Source organism: Pseudomonas sp. PDM20 (genome assembly GCF_014852575.3).
Lineage (GTDB): Bacteria > Pseudomonadota > Gammaproteobacteria > Pseudomonadales > Pseudomonadaceae > Pseudomonas.
The window spans coordinates 5,504,653-5,531,032 of sequence record NZ_CM181224.1 but is presented as its reverse complement, the minus strand read 5'-3'; the positions used below and the strand labels follow the sequence as shown (position 1 = coordinate 5,531,032).

14 protein-coding genes, 4 tRNA genes and 6 rRNA genes are annotated in these 26,380 nt (G+C 58.1%); 20 read left to right on the top strand and 4 right to left on the bottom strand.

Annotation, left to right across the window (positions count from 1 at the left end; genetic code table 11):
- The first annotated feature begins 1 nt into the window (after position 1).
- A complete protein-coding gene (locus IB261_RS25465) occupies positions 2-898 on the top strand; it encodes a ChaN family lipoprotein (RefSeq protein WP_192383835.1) in 897 nt (298 codons plus the stop codon).
- Between the two features lie 529 nt (positions 899-1,427).
- Here the strand turns inward: IB261_RS25465 and IB261_RS25460 are convergent.
- The 3 genes from IB261_RS25460 to IB261_RS25450 all read right to left on the bottom strand — a co-directional run bounded on the left by IB261_RS25460 (position 1,428) and on the right by IB261_RS25450 (position 4,398).
- Positions 1,428-2,228: a cyclic nucleotide-binding domain-containing protein gene (locus IB261_RS25460; RefSeq protein ID WP_045216845.1), complete on the bottom strand. Its 801-nt coding sequence runs from the start codon at positions 2,226-2,228 to the stop codon at positions 1,428-1,430.
- 104 nt (positions 2,229-2,332) lie between these two features.
- Positions 2,333-2,605 carry a TfoX/Sxy family protein gene (locus tag IB261_RS25455; RefSeq protein ID WP_045216847.1) on the bottom strand — a complete coding sequence of 91 codons (273 nt, stop codon included), beginning with the start codon at positions 2,603-2,605 and terminating at the stop codon, positions 2,333-2,335.
- Between the two features lie 230 nt (positions 2,606-2,835).
- Complete coding sequence (locus IB261_RS25450; RefSeq protein WP_192383836.1) at positions 2,836-4,398, bottom strand: bifunctional aminoglycoside phosphotransferase/ATP-binding protein; 1,563 nt, start codon at positions 4,396-4,398, stop codon at positions 2,836-2,838.
- A gap of 216 nt (positions 4,399-4,614) precedes the next feature.
- On the opposite strand from IB261_RS25450, the gene mrcB reads away from it, so the two are divergent.
- From mrcB to IB261_RS25435, 3 genes are read left to right on the top strand one after another with little or no spacing between them, the layout of a single operon-like run.
- The gene (mrcB, locus tag IB261_RS25445) at positions 4,615-6,939 is read left to right on the top strand and encodes a penicillin-binding protein 1B (protein ID WP_139791701.1); all 2,325 of its coding nucleotides are present in this window, start codon (positions 4,615-4,617) and stop codon (positions 6,937-6,939) included.
- A gap of 16 nt (positions 6,940-6,955) precedes the next feature.
- On the top strand, positions 6,956-7,786 hold the full coding sequence (locus tag IB261_RS25440) for a tetratricopeptide repeat protein (RefSeq protein WP_192383837.1): 831 nt from the start codon (positions 6,956-6,958) through the stop codon (positions 7,784-7,786).
- Positions 7,786-8,115 (top strand): YqcC family protein, encoded by a 330-nt coding sequence (locus IB261_RS25435; protein WP_192383838.1) that lies wholly within the window; start codon positions 7,786-7,788, stop codon positions 8,113-8,115. Before IB261_RS25440 ends, IB261_RS25435 begins: the two co-directional genes overlap by 1 nt.
- 7 nt (positions 8,116-8,122) lie before the next feature.
- Here IB261_RS25435 and IB261_RS25430 read toward each other — a convergent pair whose 3' ends face one another.
- The gene (locus tag IB261_RS25430; protein WP_081520737.1) at positions 8,123-8,575 is read right to left on the bottom strand and encodes a DUF4124 domain-containing protein; all 453 of its coding nucleotides are present in this window, start codon (positions 8,573-8,575) and stop codon (positions 8,123-8,125) included.
- A gap of 403 nt (positions 8,576-8,978) precedes the next feature.
- On the opposite strand from IB261_RS25430, the gene IB261_RS25425 reads away from it, so the two are divergent.
- The 16 genes from IB261_RS25425 (at position 8,979) to rrf (IB261_RS25350) (ending at position 26,232) form a co-directional block, all read left to right on the top strand.
- Positions 8,979-10,709 carry an acetolactate synthase 3 large subunit gene (locus IB261_RS25425; RefSeq protein ID WP_081520738.1) on the top strand — a complete coding sequence of 577 codons (1,731 nt, stop codon included), beginning with the start codon at positions 8,979-8,981 and terminating at the stop codon, positions 10,707-10,709.
- Positions 10,710-10,711: 2 nt separating this feature from the next.
- Positions 10,712-11,203, top strand: coding sequence for an acetolactate synthase small subunit (gene ilvN / locus IB261_RS25420; protein ID WP_081520739.1), 492 nt, complete (start codon positions 10,712-10,714; stop codon positions 11,201-11,203).
- A 44-nt stretch (positions 11,204-11,247) separates the two neighbouring features.
- The gene (gene ilvC / locus IB261_RS25415; RefSeq protein ID WP_017516327.1) at positions 11,248-12,264 is read left to right on the top strand and encodes a ketol-acid reductoisomerase; all 1,017 of its coding nucleotides are present in this window, start codon (positions 11,248-11,250) and stop codon (positions 12,262-12,264) included.
- Between the two features lie 148 nt (positions 12,265-12,412).
- On the top strand, positions 12,413-13,237 hold the full coding sequence (gene pssA / locus IB261_RS25410; protein ID WP_017516328.1) for a CDP-diacylglycerol--serine O-phosphatidyltransferase: 825 nt from the start codon (positions 12,413-12,415) through the stop codon (positions 13,235-13,237).
- 57 nt (positions 13,238-13,294) lie between these two features.
- On the top strand, positions 13,295-14,305 hold the full coding sequence (msrP, locus tag IB261_RS25405; RefSeq protein WP_151188348.1) for a protein-methionine-sulfoxide reductase catalytic subunit MsrP: 1,011 nt from the start codon (positions 13,295-13,297) through the stop codon (positions 14,303-14,305).
- Positions 14,305-14,913, top strand: coding sequence for a protein-methionine-sulfoxide reductase heme-binding subunit MsrQ (gene msrQ, locus IB261_RS25400; RefSeq protein ID WP_192383839.1), 609 nt, complete (start codon positions 14,305-14,307; stop codon positions 14,911-14,913). The genes msrP and msrQ overlap by 1 nt, the downstream gene beginning before the upstream one ends.
- A gap of 545 nt (positions 14,914-15,458) precedes the next feature.
- Positions 15,459-16,995 (top strand): 16S ribosomal RNA (locus IB261_RS25395).
- A gap of 151 nt (positions 16,996-17,146) precedes the next feature.
- Positions 17,147-17,223: transfer RNA gene (locus IB261_RS25390), tRNA-Ile, on the top strand.
- Positions 17,224-17,250: 27 nt separating this feature from the next.
- A tRNA-Ala gene (locus IB261_RS25385) sits at positions 17,251-17,326 on the top strand.
- 229 nt (positions 17,327-17,555) lie between these two features.
- Positions 17,556-20,447, top strand: a 23S ribosomal RNA gene (locus tag IB261_RS25380).
- A 135-nt stretch (positions 20,448-20,582) separates the two neighbouring features.
- Positions 20,583-20,698: ribosomal RNA gene (gene rrf, locus IB261_RS25375) — 5S ribosomal RNA — on the top strand.
- Between the two features lie 382 nt (positions 20,699-21,080).
- Positions 21,081-22,617: ribosomal RNA gene (locus IB261_RS25370) — 16S ribosomal RNA — on the top strand.
- Positions 22,618-22,681: 64 nt separating this feature from the next.
- A tRNA-Ile gene (locus IB261_RS25365) sits at positions 22,682-22,758 on the top strand.
- Between the two features lie 27 nt (positions 22,759-22,785).
- Positions 22,786-22,861 (top strand) — tRNA-Ala (locus tag IB261_RS25360).
- Positions 22,862-23,090: 229 nt separating this feature from the next.
- Positions 23,091-25,982 (top strand): 23S ribosomal RNA (locus IB261_RS25355).
- A gap of 134 nt (positions 25,983-26,116) precedes the next feature.
- A 5S ribosomal RNA gene (gene rrf / locus IB261_RS25350) occupies positions 26,117-26,232 on the top strand.
- Together the 16S, 23S and 5S rRNA genes with 4 tRNA genes alongside form the textbook arrangement of a ribosomal RNA operon.
- Positions 26,233-26,380 lie beyond the last annotated feature (148 nt).

Genomic DNA, 26,380 nt, shown 5'->3' with positions numbered 1-26,380 from the left:
CATGAAGAAAGTCCTGCTCGTCCCGCTGCTGGCGATGCTCACCGCCTGCCAGGCTCAGGTGAGCGTGCCGCCGCTGCCGGTCTGGCAGAGCCCGGAAGGGCGCGACAGCACCGAACTGGGCGTGATCCGCGATCTGCGTAGCGGTGAAGAGCTGTCGCCAGCGCAACTGCTCGACCGACTGGCTGCCGCACCGCGGGTGATAGTCGGCGAGCAGCACGACAACCCCGATCACCATGCACTCGAGCTCTGGCTGGCGCGCGCTCTGGCCGAGCGCCGCCCGACTGGCAGCGTGCTGCTGGAGATGCTCAACCCCGATCAGCAGAGCGCCGTGAGCGCTGCCCAGTCCACGGCAGCGAAGGGTGATACGCCGGAAGACCTGATCGGTGCGCTGCGCTGGCAACCAGGCTGGGACTGGTCACAGTACGGCCCGCTGGTGACCTGGCTGGTGAAACAGCCGGCGCCGCTGCTGGCGGCCAACCTGGATCGCAGCGAGATCATGGCCATCTACCGGAACAAGCCCGAATTGCAGGGTCCAGCCTCCACGGCGACCTCGGTGCGCGATGCGCTGCTGCAGGACATCCGCGAGTCCCACTGTGGCCTGCTGCCGGAGAGTCAGCTGCCGGCGATGCTGGCGGTGCAGCAGCAGCGCGATCGGCGCATGGCCGAACGTTTCAAGGCGGCGCCCGAACCTTCCCTGCTGATTGCCGGTGGTTTCCATGCGCGCCGTGACCTGGGCGTTCCGCTGCACCTGCAGGACCTGGACGCCGCTCAAGGGTTGAAGGTGGTGATGCTGGCGGAAGTTGGCAGGGTGGTGGAGCCGGCTCAGGCGGACTTCGCCTGGTACACACCGGCACAGCCGCCGACGGATTACTGCGCGCAGATGCGCGGCAATATGTGAAGGGGCCGAAAAGGCCCTTTTTCATGAGTGGATGAAGGACGGTCGTGGCAGAAATCGCGGGCAAAAAAAGACCCGGCAAAGTGCCGGGTCCAAACCGTGATTAGCCTGATGAGGAGATAATCTGAAGAGTCCGACTGCGTGGTCTCTCGAGCTTATCCAACTGGCCTCGCAGCCAGTGGTTGTAATAATAACCATTATCATTTGAGAGTCAACACCTTTTCTTCGACCGATCCGAAGATTTTCTGGTGGACGTGAATGCGCCGCGCGAAGGAAAAAATCGAGGCAAAAAAAAGACCCGGCAAAGTGCCGGGTCGAAACCGTGATTAGCCTGATGAGGAGATAATCTGAAGAGTCCGACTGCGTGGTCTCTTGAGGTTATCGATCTGGCCTCGCGACCAGATGACTCAATAATAATCATTATCATTTGAGAGTCAACCTCTTTTCTGCAGATTTTTTCTCGCCCGCGAAATTCCGCCGGCGCAAACGAAAAAGCCCGGCGCTGGGCCGGGCTTTCTCAGGTGGAAGCGGATCAGTCGGCCTGGCGTTGCAGACGCAGCTGGGTGACTTCCTTGTTCAGCAGGTCAATGCGCCGCGCCATGCCTTCGATGAGGCTGTGGGCGATGCGCGGGTTGCTCTGCATCAGGCTGAGGAACTGGTCCTTGGGGATCACCATCACGGTGCACGGCTCGCTGGCGATCACCGAGGCGCTGCGTTTCTCGCGGGTGAACACGGCCATGGCGCCGAAGATCTCGTCTTTCTGCACATCACCGACCTTCTGCCCGTCGACGAAGGCTTCGGCGTGGCCCTCGATGATGATGAACACGTGCTCGGCGTCGTCACCCTGCTGGATCAGCTGGGCGCCGGCGGCGAAGTGCTGGAAGCCGGTGGCCGGGCGAATCTCCGGCTGCTTGAGGTGCGCCAGGGCATCCGACAGCAGTGCGGTATGGCCGATCAGGTAGTGCAGGAACTGTTCCTGCCGCTGCTCGTGGCTGTGGATATGGCGGAACACTTCGCTGCGCGAATAGGGAATCAGGCACAGCGGCTCTTCGCTGACATAGCGGCAGGGTGGCAGCTCGATGCCCTGGCGCAGGCCGACCAGGTCGCCTTCCTGCAGGTAGAACAGCGGGCGTTCATCCACCAGGGCATGGACCAGGCCGTTCTCGATGAGGAACAGATGCTTGCCGGGCAGCTCGCCTTCCAGATCGTCGGAGCGCTCCAGGCGAATGGCTTCGCCTGCGGGCTCAAGGCCGGCGAGCAATTGCGCCGGAATGCCCTGCAGCCGATTGATCAGTCGATCGGCATAGGCGGGTTGTTCACCGAGTAGGTACATGGCCGTAATTCCTTGATATGGCGACGGTCGAGGGCGCACGAAGGGCCCTGAAACCATAAGCGGACAGGTACCTTGCGTAAACATTTTCACACAGAGCTTGTGAGCTAGCTCTTGTTACGTGCGGGAAATGTCTCAAGCTCGCCAAGAAGAGCAGCCTTGTGCGCGGGTGGCAGGTCATTCCAGTGCACATCCAGCAGGGCGCCCTCGATGGCATAGAGCAGCACTTTCGAGGCGCGGAAGCCCCTTGCGCGCACGGCCCGATAGGCGCCGACCGCCCCCAGACGGCGCAGGTCGCTGGCGCTGTGAATGCCCACGGCATGCAGCCATTGGGCGGAGGTCTTGCCTAGGTTCTTCAGGTGCAGCAGTTCGTCGTTCATCGTCTGTCCTTGCGATGGGCGCGATGGGTGTCAGGTCTTGAAGGGGCCGAGAACTGCTCGTAGCGGCCGGACACTCAGAAGGAAGTGTAGCGGTGACTGGGAAAAACGTGGCTTTGTGACATCGCCATGAATGCGGGGCAGGGCGTTGTCGTCGTCGAAGGCTGGTCGTGCGGCGTCGCCGCTAGCCGGAGAACGCCACTCGGGGCGTTCTCCGGCCGACAGGCGGTGGATCAGAGGCCGGGCAGGCGCTGGCGGATGCTGGCGACCAGGGCGTCGAGGCTGGCGGCTTCCGGGGTGTTGACGCGCTTGCTGTGCTGCTGCTCCTCGGCGCTGAGGTCGTCGCGGCTGGCCAGTTGCGCCTGGACGACTTCCAGGGTGGCGTCGGACGGATCGTTGCCGTCGTTCTGGCGCTGGGCCAACCAGCCGGCGATCACGGCCTCCGGTGCGTGACAGTCGAGGATCAGGAAGGGCACGCCGGTTTCCTCGGCGATTTCCCACGCGGCGGCGCGCTGCTCGCGTTTGAGGAAGGTGGCGTCCAGCACGACCGGGTAGCCGGCGCGGAGAATGTCCACGGCCAGTTCGTTGAGGCGCTGGTAGGTCGCGGCGGTGGAGTCGGCGTCATAGATGCCGCTCTTGAGCTGGCCCTGCTGATCGGTCTTCTGTTCACCGAACAGGCGCTTGCGCTCCACGTCCGAGCGCAGGCGAACGGCGCCCAGCGCTTCCACCAGGCGCAGGGCAACCTGGCTCTTGCCGACCGCGGAAACGCCGACGGTGACGGCCAGGAAACGCGAGGGGATGGCGCTGTAGCTTTCCGCCAGGTTGGCGTAGTTGCGGTACTGGCGCAGGGTCGCGGCCTTCTGCACGGCGTCGGTCTGGTGCGCCAGGCTGAACAGCGCGATCTTGGCGCGGACCAGGGCGCGGTAGGCCTTGTAGAAGTTCAGCAGGGCCAGGGACTGGTAGTCGCCGGTGTATTCCAAGTACTGGCTGACGAAGCGCCGCGACAGGCATTTCAGGCCACGGTCTTCCAGGTCCATGGCGAGGAAGGCGTAGTCGGCAGTGACGTCGGTGAAACGGAACGGCTCGTTGAACTCGATGCAGTCGAACAGCACGGCCTTGCCGTCGATGATCGCGGCGTTACCCAGGTGAATGTCGCCATGGCATTCGCGGATGAAGCCGTTCGCCTTGCGCTGCTCGAACACGCTGTGCAGGCGTTCGAAGCTGGATTCTGCCCAGGCTTCCAGGGCGTCGAGCTGTTGCAGGTCGACCTTGTCGGAGAGCATCGGGCGAATCTGCTCGAAGTTCTGCCGCACGGGCGCCATGCAGGCTTGCGGGGTACCCAGCGGGTGCTCGGTAGGCACGATGGGGGTGCGCAGGTGGAAGTCGGCGATCTGCCTGGCCAGGCCGTCGATGTGCTCTGCGCCCAGTTCGCCGCGGGCCTGCACTTCGCTGAGCAGTTGGGTTTGCGGGAATTCGCGGCACTGGAGCATGTACTCGATGGCCGGGCCTTCACCGTTCAACTGCGGTGCGGTCTCGCTGCCGGTGATGGCAATCACGTCGAGGTACAGGCCTTCGGTCAGGCGCTGGTTCAGGCGCAGTTCCTCCTCGCAGAAGTGCTTGCGCTGGGCGAGGTCGGTGAAGTCGAGGAAACCGAAGTTCACCGGTTTCTTGATCTTGTAGACATAGGAGCCAGTGAGCAGCACCCAGGAAATGTGGGTTTCGATGACCCGGAACCCGTCGACCGGATGAGGGAAGAGGGTGGGGTTCTGCAGGGCTGCGAGTAAGGTCTGGCTCACGTGATGTCCTTTCCGGTCGAATATCTGAAGGCAGGCATTATGGCGGCTGGGTCGGTAGCTGCAAACTCTGCGGCCGACCGGCAACCAAATGGCCATCGTGGGGTCATAGCTCGGCGACTGCCGTAAACGCGAGATGCGCGGCAGTTCGCATCAAGCCCGGACGCCCGCTGGAGCGGCGTCTGTCTCCTGTGGATAAAGTACGTATAATGCGCCGCCATGACGCGTCCCCGATCTTCCAAACCTCGTAAAAAAAGCGGCAAATCGTCGCCTGCCATGCGCAAGTGGCTGGGCTGGGCTCTCAAGCTCGGTCTGGTTGGCGTGGTGGTGCTGGCCGGTTTTGCCGTGTACCTCGATGCGGTTGTCCAGGAGAAGTTCTCCGGCAAACGCTGGACCATTCCCGCCAAGGTCTATGCCCGGCCGCTGGAACTGTTCGTCGGCCTGAAACTGGGCAAGGACGACTTCCTGCGCGAGCTGGATGCCCTGGGCTATCGGCGCGAGACTTCGGTCGCAGGGCCGGGCGCGGTGTCGGTGGCCGGCAATGCCGTCGACCTGAACACACGCGGCTTCCAGTTCTATGAAGGTGCCGAGCCGGCGCAGCGCATTCGCGTGCGCTTCTCCGGCGACTATGTGGCCGGCCTGAGTCGCGCCAACGGTGGCGACCTTGCTGTCGCGCGAATGGAGCCGCTGCTGATCGGCGGCCTGTACCCGGCGCACAATGAAGACCGCATCCTGATCAAGCTCGACCAGGTGCCGCCGTACCTGATCGATACCCTGGTCGCCGTGGAAGACCGTGACTTCTGGACCCACCACGGGGTTTCGATCAAGTCCATCGCCCGCGCCGTCTGGGTTAACGCCAGCGCCGGCCAGTTGCGCCAGGGTGGCAGTACGCTGACTCAGCAGTTGGTGAAGAACTTCTTCCTGACCAACGAACGCAGCCTGTCGCGCAAGCTCACCGAAGCCATGATGGCGGTGCTGCTTGAGTTGCATTACGACAAGCGTGAAATCCTCGAAGGCTACCTCAACGAGGTATTCCTCGGTCAGGACGGCCAGCGCTCGGTGAACGGCTTCGGCCTCGCCAGCCAGTACTTCTTCAGCCAGCCGCTGTCGGAGCTCAAGCTGCCGCAGGTGGCTCTGCTGGTCGGCATGGTGAAAGGGCCCTCCTATTACAACCCGCGCCGCAACCCCGAGCGTGCGCTGGAGCGCCGCAACGTGGTGCTCGACGTGCTCGCCGAGCAGGGTGTGATCACTGCCGACGAAGCCGCTGCCGCCAAGCAGACGCCGCTGGGCGTGACTCGCCAGGGCAGCATGGCCAACAGCTCTTATCCGGCGTTCCTTGACCTGGTGAAACGCCAGCTGCGCGAGGACTACCGCGACGAGGACCTCACCGAAGAAGGTCTGCGCATCTTCACCAGCTTCGACCCCATCCTGCAGATGAAGGCCGAGTCCGCCGTCAGCGAAACCTTCAAGCGTCTCGAAGGCCGCAAGGGCGTTGCCGAAACTGAAACCGCGATGGTCGTGACCAACCCGGAAACCGGTGAGATCCAGGCGTTGCTCGGCAGCCGTGACCCGCGCTTCGCCGGCTTCAACCGCGCCGTCGATGCGGTGCGGCCGATCGGTTCGCTGGTCAAGCCGGCGGTCTATCTGACCGCGCTGGAAAAGCCGAGCCAGTACACCCTGACCAGCTACATCCAGGACCAGCCGTTCCAGGTGAAGGGCAAGGATGGCCAGGTCTGGACGCCGAAGAACTATGAAGGCACCGCCAACGGCACGATTTTCCTCTACCAGGGGCTGGCTCGTTCGCTGAACCTGTCCACCGCCAGGCTGGGTCTTGACCTGGGCGTGCCGAACGTTCTGAAGACGCTGGAGCGCCTGGGCGTTTCGCCGAACTGGCCGGCCTATCCGTCGATGCTGCTGGGCGCCGGTGCGCTGAGCCCGATGCAGGTGGCGACCATGTACCAGACCATCGCCAGCGGCGGCTTCAACACGCCGCTGCGCAGTATTCGCAGCGTGCTGGCGGCCGACGGGCAGCCGCTCAAGCGTTATCCGTTCCAGGTCCAGCAGCGCTTCGATCCGGGCGCCATCTACCTGCTGCAGAGCGCCATGCAGCGCGTGATGCGCGAGGGCACCGGCCGCTCCGTCTACAACCAGCTGCCGGCGTCCCTGACCCTGGCGGGCAAGACCGGCACCACCAACGACTCCCGCGATAGCTGGTTCTCCGGCTTCGGTCAGGATCTGCTGGCGGTGGTGTGGATCGGTCGCGATGACAACGGCAAGACGCCGCTCACCGGTGCCACCGGTGCGTTGCAGATCTGGACCAGCTTCATGCGCAAGGCCAATCCGGCGCCGCTGGACATGCCGATGCCGGACAATGTGGTGCAGGCCTGGGTCGATCCGCATACCGGGCAGGGCACTGACGCCAACTGCCCCGGTGCAGTACAGATGCCTTATATTCGAGGAAGCGAGCCTGCGCTGGGCGCAGGTTGCGGAAACCAGACGCCGGCCGGCGAAGTCATGGACTGGGTGCGCGGCTGGTTGAACTGATGCAAGAGGATTGGAAGTGAGAAAAGCTTGGTTTGCAGCGTCGGCGACTCTGGCGCTTCTGTCCGGTTGTGCGTCCCCGCAGCACGGCGCAATTCCCGTGCAGGACTCCGGTACCTCCGTCTCCAACTCGGAGCGCGTCGGCCGCAGCGGTGGCAACACCCAGCAGGCACCGGTGCGCGCTGGTGCCGGTCAGAGCATCCCGCAGGGTGACTCCGGCGTTACCGTGATGGTCCCGCAGGATGCCGGCATGGCGCCGATCCAGACCTTCCCGGCACAGACCGGCGCCGCGCCGATCAGCACCGCGCCGATGACCACGTCTCCGGGTGCTGCCGGCTCGACCTATTCTTCGCAGCAGCCGATTTCCACCAGTGGTGGTATCACCTCCAATGGTGGTTTCCAGTCGCAGACCTACCAGCAGCCGGCGTACCAGACCCAGCAGGCCGCGCCGTCGAGCCAGGGCAGCACCTACCAGGGTCCGTCGGGGATTCCGCGGAGCAACTCCGGCCTGTCGGCGGACGAGCAACTGGATGGTCCGGTGCTGGCGCTGCTGACCTCCGCTTCGCAGCAGCAGGGTGGTGGTGATCTGAACGGCGCTGCCGCGAGCCTGGAGCGTGCCCAGCGCATCGCGCCGCGCGAGCCGCAGGTGCTCTACAAGCTGGCCCAGGTTCGCCTGGCCCAGGGCGATGCCGCGCAAGCTGAACAGGTCGCGTTGCGCGGCCTGTCGCTGGCCAATGGTCGCCCGACCATGCAGGCCAGCCTGTGGGATTTGATCGCCAAGTGCCGTGACCAGCAGGGCAACGCTGCCGGCGCTGCCGAAGCGCGTCAGAAAGCCAAGGTGACCCTGTAATGGACGCCCGCGTGCTGGCCGTTGCCGATCAGTTGCTGCTGATCGAGCGGGAGCTGCGTGCGATCGGGATGTGGGGAGTCGAGAGCCCGTCGACGGACAGGCTTACCAGCATCGAGCCCTTCTGCGTGGACACATTGGCGCTGGAGGAGTGGCTGCAGTGGATTTTCCTGCCGCGGATGAAACTGATCATCGAGAGCGGCGCGGATCTGCCCAGTGCTTCTGGCATCCGCGCCATCGCGGAAATGGCTTATGCCAATGAAGGCGCGCGCGTTGCGGCGCTGCTGGATGCGCTCGGCGCCTTCGATCAGCTGATCAGCCCGACGCCCTGAGCGGGCGTCAGTTGCAGTTCTCGCGAATGCTCTTTTCGCTGGCCGCGATGCGTCCCTGACGTTCCTCTTCGGTGATCCGGCGCAGGTCACCATTGCCGTCGTCCACGCGGACGCGCGGGTTGTTCTTCAGTTGGGCCACATCGGCGCGCAGCCTCTCGCATTGCTGGACTCGCTCGGCTTCCTGCTGCGCCACTTCCTGACGCACCTTCTCGTCGGCGGCCTTCTGCTTTTCGTCTGCGCTGGGCGGCAGCACCGGCTTGGCGGCGGCAGGCGGCGGGAAATTGCTGCTGGCCTTGGGCGGCGCCGTATTGGTGTTCACCGTGGCGGCATCGGTGCCTTCCGGCGGCTGAGCGCCGAAATGGGTGATGCCCTGGGCATCGACCCACTTGTAGACCTGCGCGGCCATCACGGTCGGGGCCAGTGCGAGCAGCAGGCTGCCCAGGAAAATCGTCCGTCGCATGCTTTGTCGATCCTTGGGATGCGGAGTCTGTCGGTAACTATAACCAAATCGTGCGCTTATTCACTCTGAGAAAGTTCACATCCCCGCTTCATTCAAAGCCATATATGGCTTGACTTGGCCGCTTCGTTTCAGAAGAATCCAAGGTTCGCTGCAGTGGGCCGGCCGCAAGCTGGTTTTACTCGGCAGACAAGAGGTGCTACCCGCGCCGCAAAGTTTCACCCTGTTTCGCGTTACCTCGCGCTGGGTGGAGGCTCTCCGTAACACAAACAGGAGCGTCTCCAGGTTCTGCTCAATCGGCAGTCGACGTAGCCGGCGATTACATTCGCCCATGTCTGCCGGGCAGCCATCCAAGTCGGTCCCCCACGTTGGGGGTTTCCGTATATAGCGTTCTAGAGGTGACAACGTGGAACTTTTATCCGGCGCTGAAATGGTCGTCCGCTCCCTGCGTGACGAAGGCGTTAAGTACATCTACGGGTACCCGGGCGGTGCCCTCCTGCATATCTACGACGCTCTCTTCAAAGAGAACGAAGTAACCCACATCCTGGTTCGCCACGAGCAGGCCGCTACCCACATGGCCGACGGCTATGCGCGCGCCACCGGCAAGCCGGGCGTGGTGCTGGTGACCTCCGGTCCCGGCGCGACCAACGCCGTCACCGGCATCGCTACCGCCTACATGGACTCCATCCCGATGGTGGTGATCTCCGGCCAGGTGGCGAGCAACATGGTCGGTACCGACGCGTTCCAGGAAACCGACATGGTCGGTATCTCCCGCCCGATCGTGAAGCACAGCTTCATCATCAAGCACCCGTCGGAAATCCCCGAGGTCATCAAGAAGGCCTTCTATATCGCCCAGTCCGGCCGTCCCGGCCCGGTGGTGATCGATATTCCGAAGGACATGGGCGATCCGACCCAGAAGTTCGAATACAACTACCCGAAGAAGGTCAAGCTGCGCTCCTACAGCCCGGCAGTCCGTGGCCACTCCGGCCAGATCCGCAAGGCTGCCGAGATGATGCTGGCTGCCAAGCGCCCGATCATCTACGCCGGTGGTGGCGTGATCATGGGCAATGCCGCCGAGCCGCTGACCGAAGTTGCGCGCATGCTCAATGTGCCGGTCACCAACACCCTGATGGGTCTGGGTGGCTATCCGGGTACCGATCGCCAGTTCGTCGGCATGCTCGGCATGCACGGCAGCTACACCGCGAACCTCGCGATGCACCACGCTGACGTGATCTTCGCTGTCGGCGCACGCTTCGACGACCGCGTGATCAACGGCGAGACCGCTGCCAAGTTCTGCCCGAACGCCAAGATCATCCACGTCGACATCGACCCGGCCTCGATCTCCAAGACGGTCAAGGCCGACATCCCGATCGTCGGCCCGGTGGACAGCGTCCTGACCGAAATGGTCGCGATCCTCAAGGAAATCGGCGAGACCCCGAACAAGGAAGCCCAGGCTGCCTGGTGGAAGCAGATCGAGGAATGGCGCGGCACCCGCGGCCTGTTCCCGTACAACATGGGCGACGGCAGCATCATCAAGCCGCAGACCGTGATCGAGACCCTCTGCGAAGTCACCAACGGTGATGCCTTCGTCGCTTCCGACGTGGGCCAGCACCAGATGTTCGCGGCGCAGTACTACCGCTTCAACAAACCCAATCGCTGGATCAACTCCGGTGGCCTGGGCACCATGGGCTTCGGCTTCCCGGCCGCCATGGGCGTGAAGCTGAACTTCCCCGAAGCCGACGTCGCCTGCGTGACCGGTGAGGGCAGCATCCAGATGAACATCCAGGAGCTGTCCACCTGCCTGCAGTACGACCTGCCGGTGAAGATCGTCAACCTGAACAACGGTGCGCTGGGCATGGTCCGCCAATGGCAGGACATGCAGTACAACAGCCGTTATTCGCACTCCTACATGGAATCGCTGCCGGACTTCGTCAAGCTGGCTGAAGCGTATGGCCACGTCGGCATGCGCATCACCGACCTGAAGGACCTGAAACCGATGATGGAAGAAGCCTTCGCGATGAAGAATCGCCTGGTCTTCCTCGACATTCAGGTCGATACCAGCGAGCACGTCTACCCGATGCAGATCCGCGGTGGTGCGATGCGCGACATGTGGCTGAGCAAGACGGAGCGTACCTGATCATGCGACACATCATTTCCCTGCTGCTGGAAAACGAACCCGGCGCGCTCTCCCGCGTGGTTGGCCTCTTCTCCCAGCGCAACTACAACATCGAAAGCCTGACCGTCGCCCCGACCGAGGACCCGACGCTGTCGCGCCTGACCCTGACCACCGCCGGTCAGGATGAGGTCATCGAGCAGATCACCAAGAACCTCAACAAGCTCATCGAGGTGGTAAAACTGGTGAACCTCTCGGAGAGCGCGCACATCGAGCGCGAGCTGATGCTGGTGAAAGTGAAGGCCACCGGCGCCCAGCGCGCCGAGGTCAAGCGCACCACCGACATTTTCCGCGGCCAGATCGTCGACGTCACCAGCAGCGTCTACACCGTGCAGCTGGCCGGTACCAGCGACAAGCTGGACAGCTTCATCCAGGCAGTCGGCACCGCGTCGATCCTCGAAGTTGTCCGCAGTGGCGTCACCGGCATTGCCCGTGGCGACAAGACTCTCAGCATCTGATTTGAAATACGGCCCACGAGGCCAACTGACAGGGGATTACCCAAATGCGCGTTTTCTACGATAAAGACTGTGACCTCTCCATCGTTCAGGGCAAGAAAGTTGCCATCATCGGTTACGGATCCCAAGGCCACGCCCACGCCTGCAACCTGAAAGACTCCGGCGTCGACGTCACCGTCGGCCTGCGTGCGGGTTCTTCCTCCGTTGCCAAGGCCCAGAACCATGGCCTGAAAGTCGCCGAAGTGGCCGAAGCCGTTGCCGCTGCCGACCTGGTCATGATCCTGACTCCGGACGAGTTCCAGGGCCGCCTGTACAAGGACGAGATCGAGCCGAACCTGAAGAAGGGCGCTACCCTGGCCTTCGCTCACGGCTTCTCCATCCACTACAACCAGGTTGTACCGCGCGCTGACCTCGACGTGATCATGATCGCGCCGAAAGCCCCGGGCCACACCGTGCGCTCCGAGTTCGTCAAGGGCGGCGGCATCCCTGACCTGATCGCCATCTACCAGGACGCTTCGGGCAATGCCAAGAACGTCGCTCTGTCCTACGCCTGCGGCGTCGGCGGCGGCCGTACCGGCATCATCGAAACCACCTTCAAGGACGAGACCGAAACCGACCTGTTCGGCGAGCAGGCTGTTCTGTGCGGCGGTTGCGTCGAGCTGGTGAAAGCCGGTTTCGAAACCCTGGTCGAAGCTGGTTACGCTCCGGAAATGGCCTACTTCGAGTGCCTGCACGAACTGAAGCTGATCGTTGACCTCATGTACGAAGGCGGCATCGCCAACATGAACTACTCGATCTCGAACAACGCCGAATACGGCGAGTACGTGACCGGTCCGGAAGTCATCAACGCCGAATCCCGCCAGGCCATGCGCAACGCTCTGAAGCGCATCCAGGACGGCGAATACGCCAAGATGTTCATCTCCGAAGGCGCCACCAACTACCCGTCGATGACCGCCAAGCGCCGTAACAACGCCGCTCACGGCATCGAAGTCATCGGCGAGCAGCTGCGCGCCATGATGCCGTGGATCGCTGCCAACAAGATCGTCGACAAGACCAAGAACTAAGGTCCATTCGACGAACGAAGAAACGCGGCGCTTGCCGCGTTTTTTCGTTTAAGGGCGGTGATCTGGTATAAAGCGGGGCGTCGGGTGAGTCTGCGCGGTAGCGTGCCCCGGCGAATCTCAGCCTCAACGAGTTCTCAAGGAATCGTCCATGAGTGAAGGTCACGAGGAGCCGAACAAGGCTTCCGACACCGAAGAAAGTCTGCTGCCCATCGATGAACACATCGAAGAGGGGCATGACGCCGAAGGTCGCAAGGTTCGTCATCGCGGCATCTACCTGCTGCCCAACCTGTTCACCACCGCGGCACTGTTCACCGGCCTCTACGCCATCATCAATGCCATGAACGGCGACTTCTCCAATGCCGCCATCGCCATCTTCGTCGCCATGGTCCTTGACGGCCTCGACGGTCGCGTGGCCCGCCTGACCAATACCCAGAGTGCCTTCGGCGCCGAGTACGACTCGCTGTCCGACATGGTCGCCTTTGGTGTCGCGCCGGCACTGGTCGCTTTCGAGTGGGCGCTGAGCAGCCTGGGCAAGGTCGGCTGGATGGTTGCCTTCATCTATGTCGCGGGTGCGGCGCTGCGCCTGGCACGCTTCAACACTCAGGTGGGCAAGGCCGACAAGCGCTACTTCATCGGTCTGGCCAGCCCGGCTGCCGCGGCGCTGGTTGCCGGTACGGTGTGGGCGTTCGCCGACTTCGACGTGCAGGGTGCCAAGGTTTCCCTGCTGGTTGCCCTGATGGTCGCTGCCGCCGGCATGCTGATGGTCAGCAACATCAAGTACTACAGCTTCAAGGACCTCGACCTGCGTGGCCGCGTGCCGTTCATGGCGATCCTGGTGGTGGTGCTGGCATTCGCCGTGGTCTTCACCGACCCGCCGCGCATCCTGCTCCTGCTGTTCCTTGCTTACGCCACCTCCGGCCCGGTGCAATACTTGTTGCAATTGCGCCGTCGCAAGCAGCCGCCTGCCGTGTAATTTCCAGCGGGCTCCGCAGTCTACTGGCGCATACAGCCAGTCGTTGCGGAGCCCGTCATGCTGATCAAGTCGTCCCGTCTTTCCGATTGCCACGAATCGGAAGTCACTCCTGAATCCCTCTATCTTTCCCGTCGTCACTTTCTCGGTGGTGCGATGGCGGCTGCCGCACTGTCCGGACTGCCCCGTCTGAGCCTTGCCGATGGCGGTCGCTATGCCGATGTGGCTGAAGCGGCTGCTCCTTCCTGGTTGGCGGAGAAGCTGTCGGCTACCCGCTGGGATGCCGTGACGGTGAAAGATGAAGCCATCACGCCATTCAAGGACGCGACCACCTACAACAACTTCTACGAGTTCGGTCCCGACAAGGGCGATCCTGCCGCCAATGCCGGCGCGCTGAAGACCGAGCCGTGGTCAGTGGTGATTGATGGGGAGGTGGGCAAGCCGGGCAAGTATGGGCTCGAAGACTTCATCAAGCCCTATCAGTTGGAGGAGCGAATCTACCGGCTGCGCTGTGTCGAAGCCTGGTCAATGGTCATTCCCTGGATTGGCTTCCCGATATCCGACCTGATCAAGCGAGTGGAGCCGACCAGCAAGGCGAAATACGTACGCTTCGAAACGCTGGTGGATCGCAAGGACATGCCGGGTGTGCAGTCCAACTTCGCCCTGATCGACTGGCCCTATGTGGAAGGGTTGCGTATGGACGAAGCCATGCATCCGTTGGCGATATTGGCAGTCGGCATGTATGGCCGGGTGTTGGCGAACCAGAACGGAGCGCCGCTTCGCCTGGTGGTGCCGTGGAAGTACGGGTTCAAGGGGGCCAAGTCCATCGTGCGGATCAGCTTCGTGGAAGAGCAGCCCAAGACCACCTGGCAAAGCCTGGCGGCTGATGAGTACGGTTTCTATGCCAACGTCAATCCGACCGTGGACCATCCTCGCTGGAGTCAGGCGCGCGAGCGGCGCCTGCCCAGTGGACTATTCAGCCCCAATGTTCGTCCTACCCTCATGTTCAACGGCTACGCCGATGAGGTCGCTTCGCTTTATGCAGGCATGGACCTGAGGAAGGATTACTGATGCGCTATCCGTTCTGGCGGGCCGGGGTGTTTCTGGCTGCGATGCTGCCGCCGCTTTATTGGCTGTACCAGGCGTGGATCTTCGATCTTGGCCCGGACCCGGGCAAGGCATTGGTAGACCGGCTGGGGCAGGGCGGTCTGATCCTATTGCTCATAACTCTGACCATGACTCCCCTGCAGAAGATCACCCGCTGGGGAGGCTGGGTGCAGGTCCGTCGACAACTGGGGCTGTGGTGCTTCACCTATATAGTGCTGCACCTGGGCGCCTATGCCGTCTTCATTCTGGGGCTGGACTGGGCGCAGTTGGGCGTCGAACTGCGCAAACGTCCCTATATCATCGTCGGGGTCGTTGCCTTCCTCGGCTTGCTCTCCCTGGCGATCACTTCCAACCGCTACAGCATGCGGAGGCTGGGGGTGGGCTGGAAGAAACTGCATCGCCTGATATATGTCATCCTCGGTCTGGGATTACTGCATATGCTGTGGGTCGTACGCTCCGATCTGGAGCGCTGGGCGATCTATGCAGCCATAGGCTTGGTCCTGCTGCTCTTGCGGATGCCGCCAGTGGCCCGGCGTCTACCGTTGCTGCGGGGCCGCCTGGCGGCTAACTGAAGAAAGTTTAAATTAGTCGTTGACGGCCGATTTAAACTCCCTATAATGCGCACCACTCCCAGCGACGAAGCGCTGAAAGAACTTGAAAATCAAGTACTTACAGAGATTCGAAGATGGGGGTGGTGGTCAGGCAGGTGATTCACTTGCCACTCTTCATTAGCTGCTCCGGCAGCGAGCTGAAAAGAAGATCGCCGAGGTGGTTGACAGCGAGTTTGATCGCTGTAGAATGCGCCTCCCGCTGATGAGAAGGTTTCCTTCGCTGAAGCACAAGCGATTGAGTAGAAAAGAAATTTTCGAAAAATAAAGCTTGACGGAAGATGAGGTTAGCGTAGAATGCGCGCCTCGGTTGAGACGAAAGCCTCAGCCAAACGCTCTTTAACAAGTTGAATCAAGCAATTCGTGTGGGTGCTTGTGATGTAAGACTGATGATCGACTGATTATCAGCAACGCAAGTAACACTCGTGAATTCGAGAGTTTTAGCTCTTTAAATAGAGCATGCGATTGCTGAGCCAAGTTTAGGGTTTTCTCAAAACCCAAGCAGTATTGAACTGAAGAGTTTGATCATGGCTCAGATTGAACGCTGGCGGCAGGCCTAACACATGCAAGTCGAGCGGATGATGGGAGCTTGCTCCCGGATTCAGCGGCGGACGGGTGAGTAATGCCTAGGAATCTGCCTGGTAGTGGGGGACAACGTTTCGAAAGGAACGCTAATACCGCATACGTCCTACGGGAGAAAGCAGGGGACCTTCGGGCCTTGCGCTATCAGATGAGCCTAGGTCGGATTAGCTAGTTGGTGGGGTAAAGGCCTACCAAGGCGACGATCCGTAACTGGTCTGAGAGGATGATCAGTCACACTGGAACTGAGACACGGTCCAGACTCCTACGGGAGGCAGCAGTGGGGAATATTGGACAATGGGCGAAAGCCTGATCCAGCCATGCCGCGTGTGTGAAGAAGGTCTTCGGATTGTAAAGCACTTTAAGTTGGGAGGAAGGGCAGTAAGTTAATACCTTGCTGTTTTGACGTTACCAACAGAATAAGCACCGGCTAACTTCGTGCCAGCAGCCGCGGTAATACGAAGGGTGCAAGCGTTAATCGGAATTACTGGGCGTAAAGCGCGCGTAGGTGGTTTGGTAAGATGGATGTGAAATCCCCGGGCTCAACCTGGGAACTGCATCCATAACTGCCTGACTAGAGTACGGTAGAGGGTGGTGGAATTTCCTGTGTAGCGGTGAAATGCGTAGATATAGGAAGGAACACCAGTGGCGAAGGCGACCACCTGGACTGATACTGACACTGAGGTGCGAAAGCGTGGGGAGCAAACAGGATTAGATACCCTGGTAGTCCACGCCGTAAACGATGTCGACTAGCCGTTGGGATCCTTGAGATCTTAGTGGCGCAGCTAACGCGATAAGTCGACCGCCTGGGGAGTACGGCCGCAAGGTTAAAACTCAAATGAATTGACGGGGGCCCGCACAAGCGGTGGAGCATGTGGTTTAATTCGAAGCAACGCGAAGAACCTTACCTGGCCTTGACATGTCCGGAACCTTGCAGAGATGCGAGGGTGCCTTCGGGAATCGGAACACAGGTGCTGCATGGCTGTCGTCAGCTCGTGTCGTGAGATGTTGGGTTAAGTCCCGTAACGAGCGCAACCCTTGTCCTTAGTTACCAGCACGTTATGGTGGGCACTCTAAGGAGACTGCCGGTGACAAACCGGAGGAAGGTGGGGATGACGTCAAGTCATCATGGCCCTTACGGCCAGGGCTACACACGTGCTACAATGGTCGGTACAGAGGGTTGCCAAGCCGCGAGGTGGAGCTAATCCCATAAAACCGATCGTAGTCCGGATCGCAGTCTGCAACTCGACTGCGTGAAGTCGGAATCGCTAGTAATCGTGAATCAGAATGTCACGGTGAATACGTTCCCGGGCCTTGTACACACCGCCCGTCACACCATGGGAGTGGGTTGCTCCAGAAGTAGCTAGTCTAACCGCAAGGGGGACGGTTACCACGGAGTGATTCATGACTGGGGTGAAGTCGTAACAAGGTAGCCGTAGGGGAACCTGCGGCTGGATCACCTCCTTAATCGAAGATCTCAGCTTCTTCATAAGCTCCCACACGAATTGCTTGATTCACTGGTTAGACGATAGGTTTGCTGCTCGGTTGGTTTGAGCGCGCCCCCGGCTCTTGGATAGAGAGCGGGTGAGGTCGACAAGCTGCCAAAGCCCGAACGATTGGGTCTGTAGCTCAGTTGGTTAGAGCGCACCCCTGATAAGGGTGAGGTCGGCAGTTCGAATCTGCCCAGACCCACCAATTGTTGTGGTGTGCTGCTGATCCGATGGGGCCATAGCTCAGCTGGGAGAGCGCCTGCTTTGCACGCAGGAGGTCAGGAGTTCGATCCTCCTTGGCTCCACCATTAATCGTCGAAAGCTCAGACATGAATGTTCAGGTTGAACGAACATTGATGTCTGGTCTTTGTGCCAGAACCGTTCTTTAAAAATTTGGGTATGTGATAGAAGTAGACTGAATAATCTCTTTCACTGGTGATTATTCAAGTCAAGGTAAAATTTGCGAGTTCAAGCGCGAATTTTCGGCGAATGTCGTCTTCACGTTCGAGACAATAACCAGATTGCTTGGGGTTATATGGTCAAGTGAAGAAGCGCATACGGTGGATGCCTTGGCAGTCAGAGGCGATGAAAGACGTGGTAGCCTGCGATAAGCTTCGGGGAGTCGGCAAACAGACTTTGATCCGGAGATCTCTGAATGGGGAAACCCACCTAGCATAAGCTGGGTATCTTGCACTGAATACATAGGTGTAAGAGGCGAACCAGGGGAACTGAAACATCTAAGTACCCTGAGGAAAAGAAATCAACCGAGATTCCCTTAGTAGTGGCGAGCGAACGGGGATTAGCCCTTAAGCTTCTTTGAATCTAACAGAACGCTCTGGAAAGTGCGGCCATAGTGGGTGATAGCCCCGTATGTGAAAGGTTCTTTGAAGTGAAATCGAGTAGGACGGAGCACGAGAAACTTTGTCTGAATATGGGGGGACCATCCTCCAAGGCTAAATACTACTGACTGACCGATAGTGAACCAGTACCGTGAGGGAAAGGCGAAAAGAACCCCGGAGAGGGGAGTGAAATAGAACCTGAAACCGTATGCGTACAAGCAGTGGGAGCCTACTTTGTTAGGTGACTGCGTACCTTTTGTATAATGGGTCAGCGACTTATATTCAGTGGCGAGCTTAACCGTATAGGGAAGGCGTAGCGAAAGCGAGTCTTAATAGGGCGTTTTAGTCGCTGGGTATAGACCCGAAACCGGGCGATCTATCCATGAGCAGGTTGAAGGTTAGGTAACACTGACTGGAGGACCGAACCCACTCCCGTTGAAAAGGTAGGGGATGACTTGTGGATCGGAGTGAAAGGCTAATCAAGCTCGGAGATAGCTGGTTCTCCTCGAAAGCTATTTAGGTAGCGCCTCACGTATCACTCCAGGGGGTAGAGCACTGTTTCGGCTAGGGGGTCATCCCGACTTACCAAACCGATGCAAACTCCGAATACCTGGAAGTGTCAGCGTGGGAGACACACGGCGGGTGCTAACGTCCGTCGTGAAAAGGGAAACAACCCAGACCGTCAGCTAAGGTCCCAAAGTTATGGTTAAGTGGTAAACGATGTGGGAAGGCTTAGACAGCTAGGAGGTTGGCTTAGAAGCAGCCACCCTTTAAAGAAAGCGTAATAGCTCACTAGTCGAGTCGGCCTGCGCGGAAGATGTAACGGGGCTCAAACCATACACCGAAGCTACGGGTGCATCGCAAGATGCGCGGTAGAGGAGCGTTCTGTAAGCCTGTGAAGGTGAGTTGAGAAGCTTGCTGGAGGTATCAGAAGTGCGAATGCTGACATGAGTAACGACAATGGGAGTGAAAAACTCCCACGCCGAAAGACCAAGGGTTCCTGCGCAACGTTAATCGACGCAGGGTTAGTCGGTCCCTAAGGCGAGGCTGAAGAGCGTAGTCGATGGGAAACAGGTTAATATTCCTGTACTTCTAGTTACTGCGATGGAGGGACGGAGAAGGCTAGGCCAGCTTGGCGTTGGTTGTCCAAGTTTAAGGTGGTAGGCAGAGATCTTAGGTAAATCCGGGGTCTTAATGCCGAGAGCTGATGACGAGTCATCTTTTAGATGATGAAGTGGTTGATGCCATGCTTCCAGGAAAAGCTTCTAAGCTTCAGGTAACTAGGAACCGTACCCCAAACCGACACAGGTGGTTGGGTAGAGAATACCAAGGCGCTTGAGAGAACTCGGGTGAAGGAACTAGGCAAAATGGCACCGTAACTTCGGGAGAAGGTGCGCCGGCGAGGGTTAAGGATTTACTCCGTAAGCCCATGCCGGTCGAAGATACCAGGCCGCTGCGACTGTTTATTAAAAACACAGCACTCTGCAAACACGAAAGTGGACGTATAGGGTGTGACGCCTGCCCGGTGCCGGAAGGTTAATTGATGGGGTTAGCGAAAGCGAAGCTCTTGATCGAAGCCCCGGTAAACGGCGGCCGTAACTATAACGGTCCTAAGGTAGCGAAATTCCTTGTCGGGTAAGTTCCGACCTGCACGAATGGCGTAACGATGGCGGCGCTGTCTCCACCCGAGACTCAGTGAAATTGAAATCGCTGTGAAGATGCAGTGTATCCGCGGCTAGACGGAAAGACCCCGTGAACCTTTACTGTAGCTTTGCACTGGACTTTGAGCCTGCTTGTGTAGGATAGGTGGGAGGCTTTGAAGCGTGGACGCCAGTCTGCGTGGAGCCATCCTTGAAATACCACCCTGGCATGCTTGAGGTTCTAACTCTGGTCCGTTATCCGGATCGAGGACAGTGTATGGTGGGCAGTTTGACTGGGGCGGTCTCCTCCTAAAGAGTAACGGAGGAGTACGAAGGTGCGCTCAGACCGGTCGGAAATCGGTCGTAGAGTATAAAGGCAAAAGCGCGCTTGACTGCGAGACAGACACGTCGAGCAGGTACGAAAGTAGGTCTTAGTGATCCGGTGGTTCTGTATGGAAGGGCCATCGCTCAACGGATAAAAGGTACTCCGGGGATAACAGGCTGATACCGCCCAAGAGTTCATATCGACGGCGGTGTTTGGCACCTCGATGTCGGCTCATCACATCCTGGGGCTGAAGCCGGTCCCAAGGGTATGGCTGTTCGCCATTTAAAGTGGTACGCGAGCTGGGTTTAGAACGTCGTGAGACAGTTCGGTCCCTATCTGCCGTGGACGTTTGAGATTTGAGAGGGGCTGCTCCTAGTACGAGAGGACCGGAGTGGACGAACCTCTGGTGTTCCGGTTGTCACGCCAGTGGCATTGCCGGGTAGCTATGTTCGGAATAGATAACCGCTGAAAGCATCTAAGCGGGAAACTAGCCTCAAGATGAGATCTCACTGGGAACTTGATTCCCCTAAAGGGCCGTCGAAGACTACGACGTTGATAGGTCGGGTGTGTAAGCGCTGTGAGGCGTTGAGCTAACCGATACTAATTGCCCGTGAGGCTTGACCATATAACACCCAAACAATTTGCGTGTTGTACGGTGAAGACGTAACGAACCGAAAGTTCGTGTGAACCGCAAATTACCTGTCACATACCCGAATCTGGATGAGCGTGTGCACTTGCCACGAGCGTCCATAAAGAATTGCTTGACGACCATAGAGCGTTGGAACCACCTGATCCCATCCCGAACTCAGTAGTGAAACGACGCATCGCCGATGGTAGTGTGGAGTTTCTCCATGTGAGAGTAGGTCATCGTCAAGCTCCTATCCCAAAGCCCCGGTCAGCTTCGCTGTCCGGGGCTTTGCCTATTAGTGTAAGCACATAGTTTGTGCTTGCTGCTGACGAGAGCTTAGGCTCCCCGAAGCCAGGCGATTGAGTAGAAAAGAAATTTTCGAAAAATAAAGCTTGACGGAAGAAGAGGTTAGCGTAGAATGCGCGCCTCGGTTGAGACGAAAGCCTCAGCCAAACGCTCTTTAACAAGTTGAATCAAGCAATTCGTGTGGGTGCTTGTGATGTAAGACTGATGATCGACTGATTATCAGCAACGCAAGTAACACTCGTGAATTCGAGAGTTTTAGCTCATTAAATTGAGCATGCGATTGCTGAGCCAAGTTTAGGGTTTTCTCAAAACCCAAGCAGTATTGAACTGAAGAGTTTGATCATGGCTCAGATTGAACGCTGGCGGCAGGCCTAACACATGCAAGTCGAGCGGATGATGGGAGCTTGCTCCCGGATTCAGCGGCGGACGGGTGAGTAATGCCTAGGAATCTGCCTGGTAGTGGGGGACAACGTTTCGAAAGGAACGCTAATACCGCATACGTCCTACGGGAGAAAGCAGGGGACCTTCGGGCCTTGCGCTATCAGATGAGCCTAGGTCGGATTAGCTAGTTGGTGGGGTAAAGGCCTACCAAGGCGACGATCCGTAACTGGTCTGAGAGGATGATCAGTCACACTGGAACTGAGACACGGTCCAGACTCCTACGGGAGGCAGCAGTGGGGAATATTGGACAATGGGCGAAAGCCTGATCCAGCCATGCCGCGTGTGTGAAGAAGGTCTTCGGATTGTAAAGCACTTTAAGTTGGGAGGAAGGGCAGTAAGTTAATACCTTGCTGTTTTGACGTTACCAACAGAATAAGCACCGGCTAACTTCGTGCCAGCAGCCGCGGTAATACGAAGGGTGCAAGCGTTAATCGGAATTACTGGGCGTAAAGCGCGCGTAGGTGGTTTGGTAAGATGGATGTGAAATCCCCGGGCTCAACCTGGGAACTGCATCCATAACTGCCTGACTAGAGTACGGTAGAGGGTGGTGGAATTTCCTGTGTAGCGGTGAAATGCGTAGATATAGGAAGGAACACCAGTGGCGAAGGCGACCACCTGGACTGATACTGACACTGAGGTGCGAAAGCGTGGGGAGCAAACAGGATTAGATACCCTGGTAGTCCACGCCGTAAACGATGTCGACTAGCCGTTGGGATCCTTGAGATCTTAGTGGCGCAGCTAACGCGATAAGTCGACCGCCTGGGGAGTACGGCCGCAAGGTTAAAACTCAAATGAATTGACGGGGGCCCGCACAAGCGGTGGAGCATGTGGTTTAATTCGAAGCAACGCGAAGAACCTTACCTGGCCTTGACATGTCCGGAATCTTGCAGAGATGCGAGAGTGCCTTCGGGAATCGGAACACAGGTGCTGCATGGCTGTCGTCAGCTCGTGTCGTGAGATGTTGGGTTAAGTCCCGTAACGAGCGCAACCCTTGTCCTTAGTTACCAGCACGTTATGGTGGGCACTCTAAGGAGACTGCCGGTGACAAACCGGAGGAAGGTGGGGATGACGTCAAGTCATCATGGCCCTTACGGCCAGGGCTACACACGTGCTACAATGGTCGGTACAGAGGGTTGCCAAGCCGCGAGGTGGAGCTAATCCCATAAAACCGATCGTAGTCCGGATCGCAGTCTGCAACTCGACTGCGTGAAGTCGGAATCGCTAGTAATCGTGAATCAGAATGTCACGGTGAATACGTTCCCGGGCCTTGTACACACCGCCCGTCACACCATGGGAGTGGGTTGCTCCAGAAGTAGCTAGTCTAACCGCAAGGGGGACGGTTACCACGGAGTGATTCATGACTGGGGTGAAGTCGTAACAAGGTAGCCGTAGGGGAACCTGCGGCTGGATCACCTCCTTAATCGAAGATCTCAGCTTCTTCATAAGCTCCCACACGAATTGCTTGATTCACTGGTTAGACGATTGGGTCTGTAGCTCAGTTGGTTAGAGCGCACCCCTGATAAGGGTGAGGTCGGCAGTTCGAATCTGCCCAGACCCACCAATTGTTGTGGTGTGCTGCTGATCCGATGGGGCCATAGCTCAGCTGGGAGAGCGCCTGCTTTGCACGCAGGAGGTCAGGAGTTCGATCCTCCTTGGCTCCACCATTAATCGTCGAAAGCTCAGACATGAATGTTCAGGTTGAACGAACATTGATGTCTGGTCTTTGTGCCAGAACTGTTCTTTAAAAATTTGGGTATGTGATAGAAGTAGACTGAATAATCTCTTTCACTGGTGATTATTCAAGTCAAGGTAAAATTTGCGAGTTCAAGCGCGAATTTTCGGCGAATGTCGTCTTCACGTTCGAGACAATAACCAGATTGCTTGGGGTTATATGGTCAAGTGAAGAAGCGCATACGGTGGATGCCTTGGCAGTCAGAGGCGATGAAAGACGTGGTAGCCTGCGATAAGCTTCGGGGAGTCGGCAAACAGACTTTGATCCGGAGATCTCTGAATGGGGAAACCCACCTAGCATAAGTTAGGTATCTTGCACTGAATACATAGGTGTAAGAGGCGAACCAGGGGAACTGAAACATCTAAGTACCCTGAGGAAAAGAAATCAACCGAGATTCCCTTAGTAGTGGCGAGCGAACGGGGATTAGCCCTTAAGCTTCTTTGAATCTAACAGAACGCTCTGGAAAGTGCGGCCATAGTGGGTGATAGCCCCGTATGTGAAAGGTTCTTTGAAGTGAAATCGAGTAGGACGGAGCACGAGAAACTTTGTCTGAATATGGGGGGACCATCCTCCAAGGCTAAATACTACTGACTGACCGATAGTGAACCAGTACCGTGAGGGAAAGGCGAAAAGAACCCCGGAGAGGGGAGTGAAATAGAACCTGAAACCGTATGCGTACAAGCAGTGGGAGCCTACTTTGTTAGGTGACTGCGTACCTTTTGTATAATGGGTCAGCGACTTATATTCAGTGGCGAGCTTAACCGTATAGGGAAGGCGTAGCGAAAGCGAGTCTTAATAGGGCGTTTTAGTCGCTGGGTATAGACCCGAAACCGGGCGATCTATCCATGAGCAGGTTGAAGGTTAGGTAACACTGACTGGAGGACCGAACCCACTCCCGTTGAAAAGGTAGGGGATGACTTGTGGATCGGAGTGAAAGGCTAATCAAGCTCGGAGATAGCTGGTTCTCCTCGAAAGCTATTTAGGTAGCGCCTCACGTATCACTCCAGGGGGTAGAGCACTGTTTCGGCTAGGGGGTCATCCCGACTTACCAAACCGATGCAAACTCCGAATACCTGGAAGTGTCAGCGTGGGAGACACACGGCGGGTGCTAACGTCCGTCGTGAAAAGGGAAACAACCCAGACCGTCAGCTAAGGTCCCAAAGTTATGGTTAAGTGGTAAACGATGTGGGAAGGCTTAGACAGCTAGGAGGTTGGCTTAGAAGCAGCCACCCTTTAAAGAAAGCGTAATAGCTCACTAGTCGAGTCGGCCTGCGCGGAAGATGTAACGGGGCTCAAACCATACACCGAAGCTACGGGTGCATCGCAAGATGCGCGGTAGAGGAGCGTTCTGTAAGCCTGTGAAGGTGAGTTGAGAAGCTTGCTGGAGGTATCAGAAGTGCGAATGCTGACATGAGTAACGACAATGGGAGTGAAAAACTCCCACGCCGAAAGACCAAGGGTTCCTGCGCAACGTTAATCGACGCAGGGTTAGTCGGTCCCTAAGGCGAGGCTGAAGAGCGTAGTCGATGGGAAACAGGTTAATATTCCTGTACTTCTAGTTACTGCGATGGAGGGACGGAGAAGGCTAGGCCAGCTTGGCGTTGGTTGTCCAAGTTTAAGGTGGTAGGCAGAGATCTTAGGTAAATCCGGGGTGTTAATGCCGAGAGCTGATGACGAGTCATCTTTCAGATGATGAAGTGGTTGATGCCATGCTTCCAGGAAAAGCTTCTAAGCTTCAGGTAACTAGGAACCGTACCCCAAACCGACACAGGTGGTTGGGTAGAGAATACCAAGGCGCTTGAGAGAACTCGGGTGAAGGAACTAGGCAAAATGGCACCGTAACTTCGGGAGAAGGTGCGCCGGCGAGGGTGAAGTATTTACTGCGTAAGCCCATGCCGGTCGAAGATACCAGGCCGCTGCGACTGTTTATTAAAAACACAGCACTCTGCAAACACGAAAGTGGACGTATAGGGTGTGACGCCTGCCCGGTGCCGGAAGGTTAATTGATGGGGTTAGCGAAAGCGAAGCTCTTGATCGAAGCCCCGGTAAACGGCGGCCGTAACTATAACGGTCCTAAGGTAGCGAAATTCCTTGTCGGGTAAGTTCCGACCTGCACGAATGGCGTAACGATGGCGGCGCTGTCTCCACCCGAGACTCAGTGAAATTGAAATCGCTGTGAAGATGCAGTGTATCCGCGGCTAGACGGAAAGACCCCGTGAACCTTTACTGTAGCTTTGCACTGGACTTTGAGCCTGCTTGTGTAGGATAGGTGGGAGGCTTTGAAGCGTGGACGCCAGTCTGCGTGGAGCCATCCTTGAAATACCACCCTGGCATGCTTGAGGTTCTAACTCTGGTCCGTTATCCGGATCGAGGACAGTGTATGGTGGGCAGTTTGACTGGGGCGGTCTCCTCCTAAAGAGTAACGGAGGAGTACGAAGGTGCGCTCAGACCGGTCGGAAATCGGTCGTAGAGTATAAAGGCAAAAGCGCGCTTGACTGCGAGACAGACACGTCGAGCAGGTACGAAAGTAGGTCTTAGTGATCCGGTGGTTCTGTATGGAAGGGCCATCGCTCAACGGATAAAAGGTACTCCGGGGATAACAGGCTGATACCGCCCAAGAGTTCATATCGACGGCGGTGTTTGGCACCTCGATGTCGGCTCATCACATCCTGGGGCTGAAGCCGGTCCCAAGGGTATGGCTGTTCGCCATTTAAAGTGGTACGCGAGCTGGGTTTAGAACGTCGTGAGACAGTTCGGTCCCTATCTGCCGTGGACGTTTGAGATTTGAGAGGGGCTGCTCCTAGTACGAGAGGACCGGAGTGGACGAACCTCTGGTGTTCCGGTTGTCACGCCAGTGGCATTGCCGGGTAGCTATGTTCGGAATAGATAACCGCTGAAAGCATCTAAGCGGGAAACTAGCCTCAAGATGAGATCTCACTGGGAACTTGATTCCCCTGAAGGGCCGTCGAAGACTACGACGTTGATAGGTCGGGTGTGTAAGCGCTGTGAGGCGTTGAGCTAACCGATACTAATTGCCCGTGAGGCTTGACCATATAACACCCAAACAATTTGCGTGTTGTACGGTGAAGACGTAACGAACCGAAAGTTCGTGTGAACCGCAAATACCTGTCACATACCCGGATCTGGATGAGCGTGTGCACTTGCCACGAGCGTCCATAAAGAATTGCTTGACGACCATAGAGCGTTGGAACCACCTGATCCCATCCCGAACTCAGTAGTGAAACGACGCATCGCCGATGGTAGTGTGGAGTTTCTCCATGTGAGAGTAGGTCATCGTCAAGCTCCTATCCCAAGACCCCTGGTCAGCATCGCTGGCCGGGGGTTTTGCTTTTGCGCGGGAAAAAATGGCAAGGGCGACGAAGGCTGCGCGCAAGTTCCGCGCATGCTGGGCATCGCGGAGAGCTGCATCCCTGGCAGGTTTCTCCAGAAA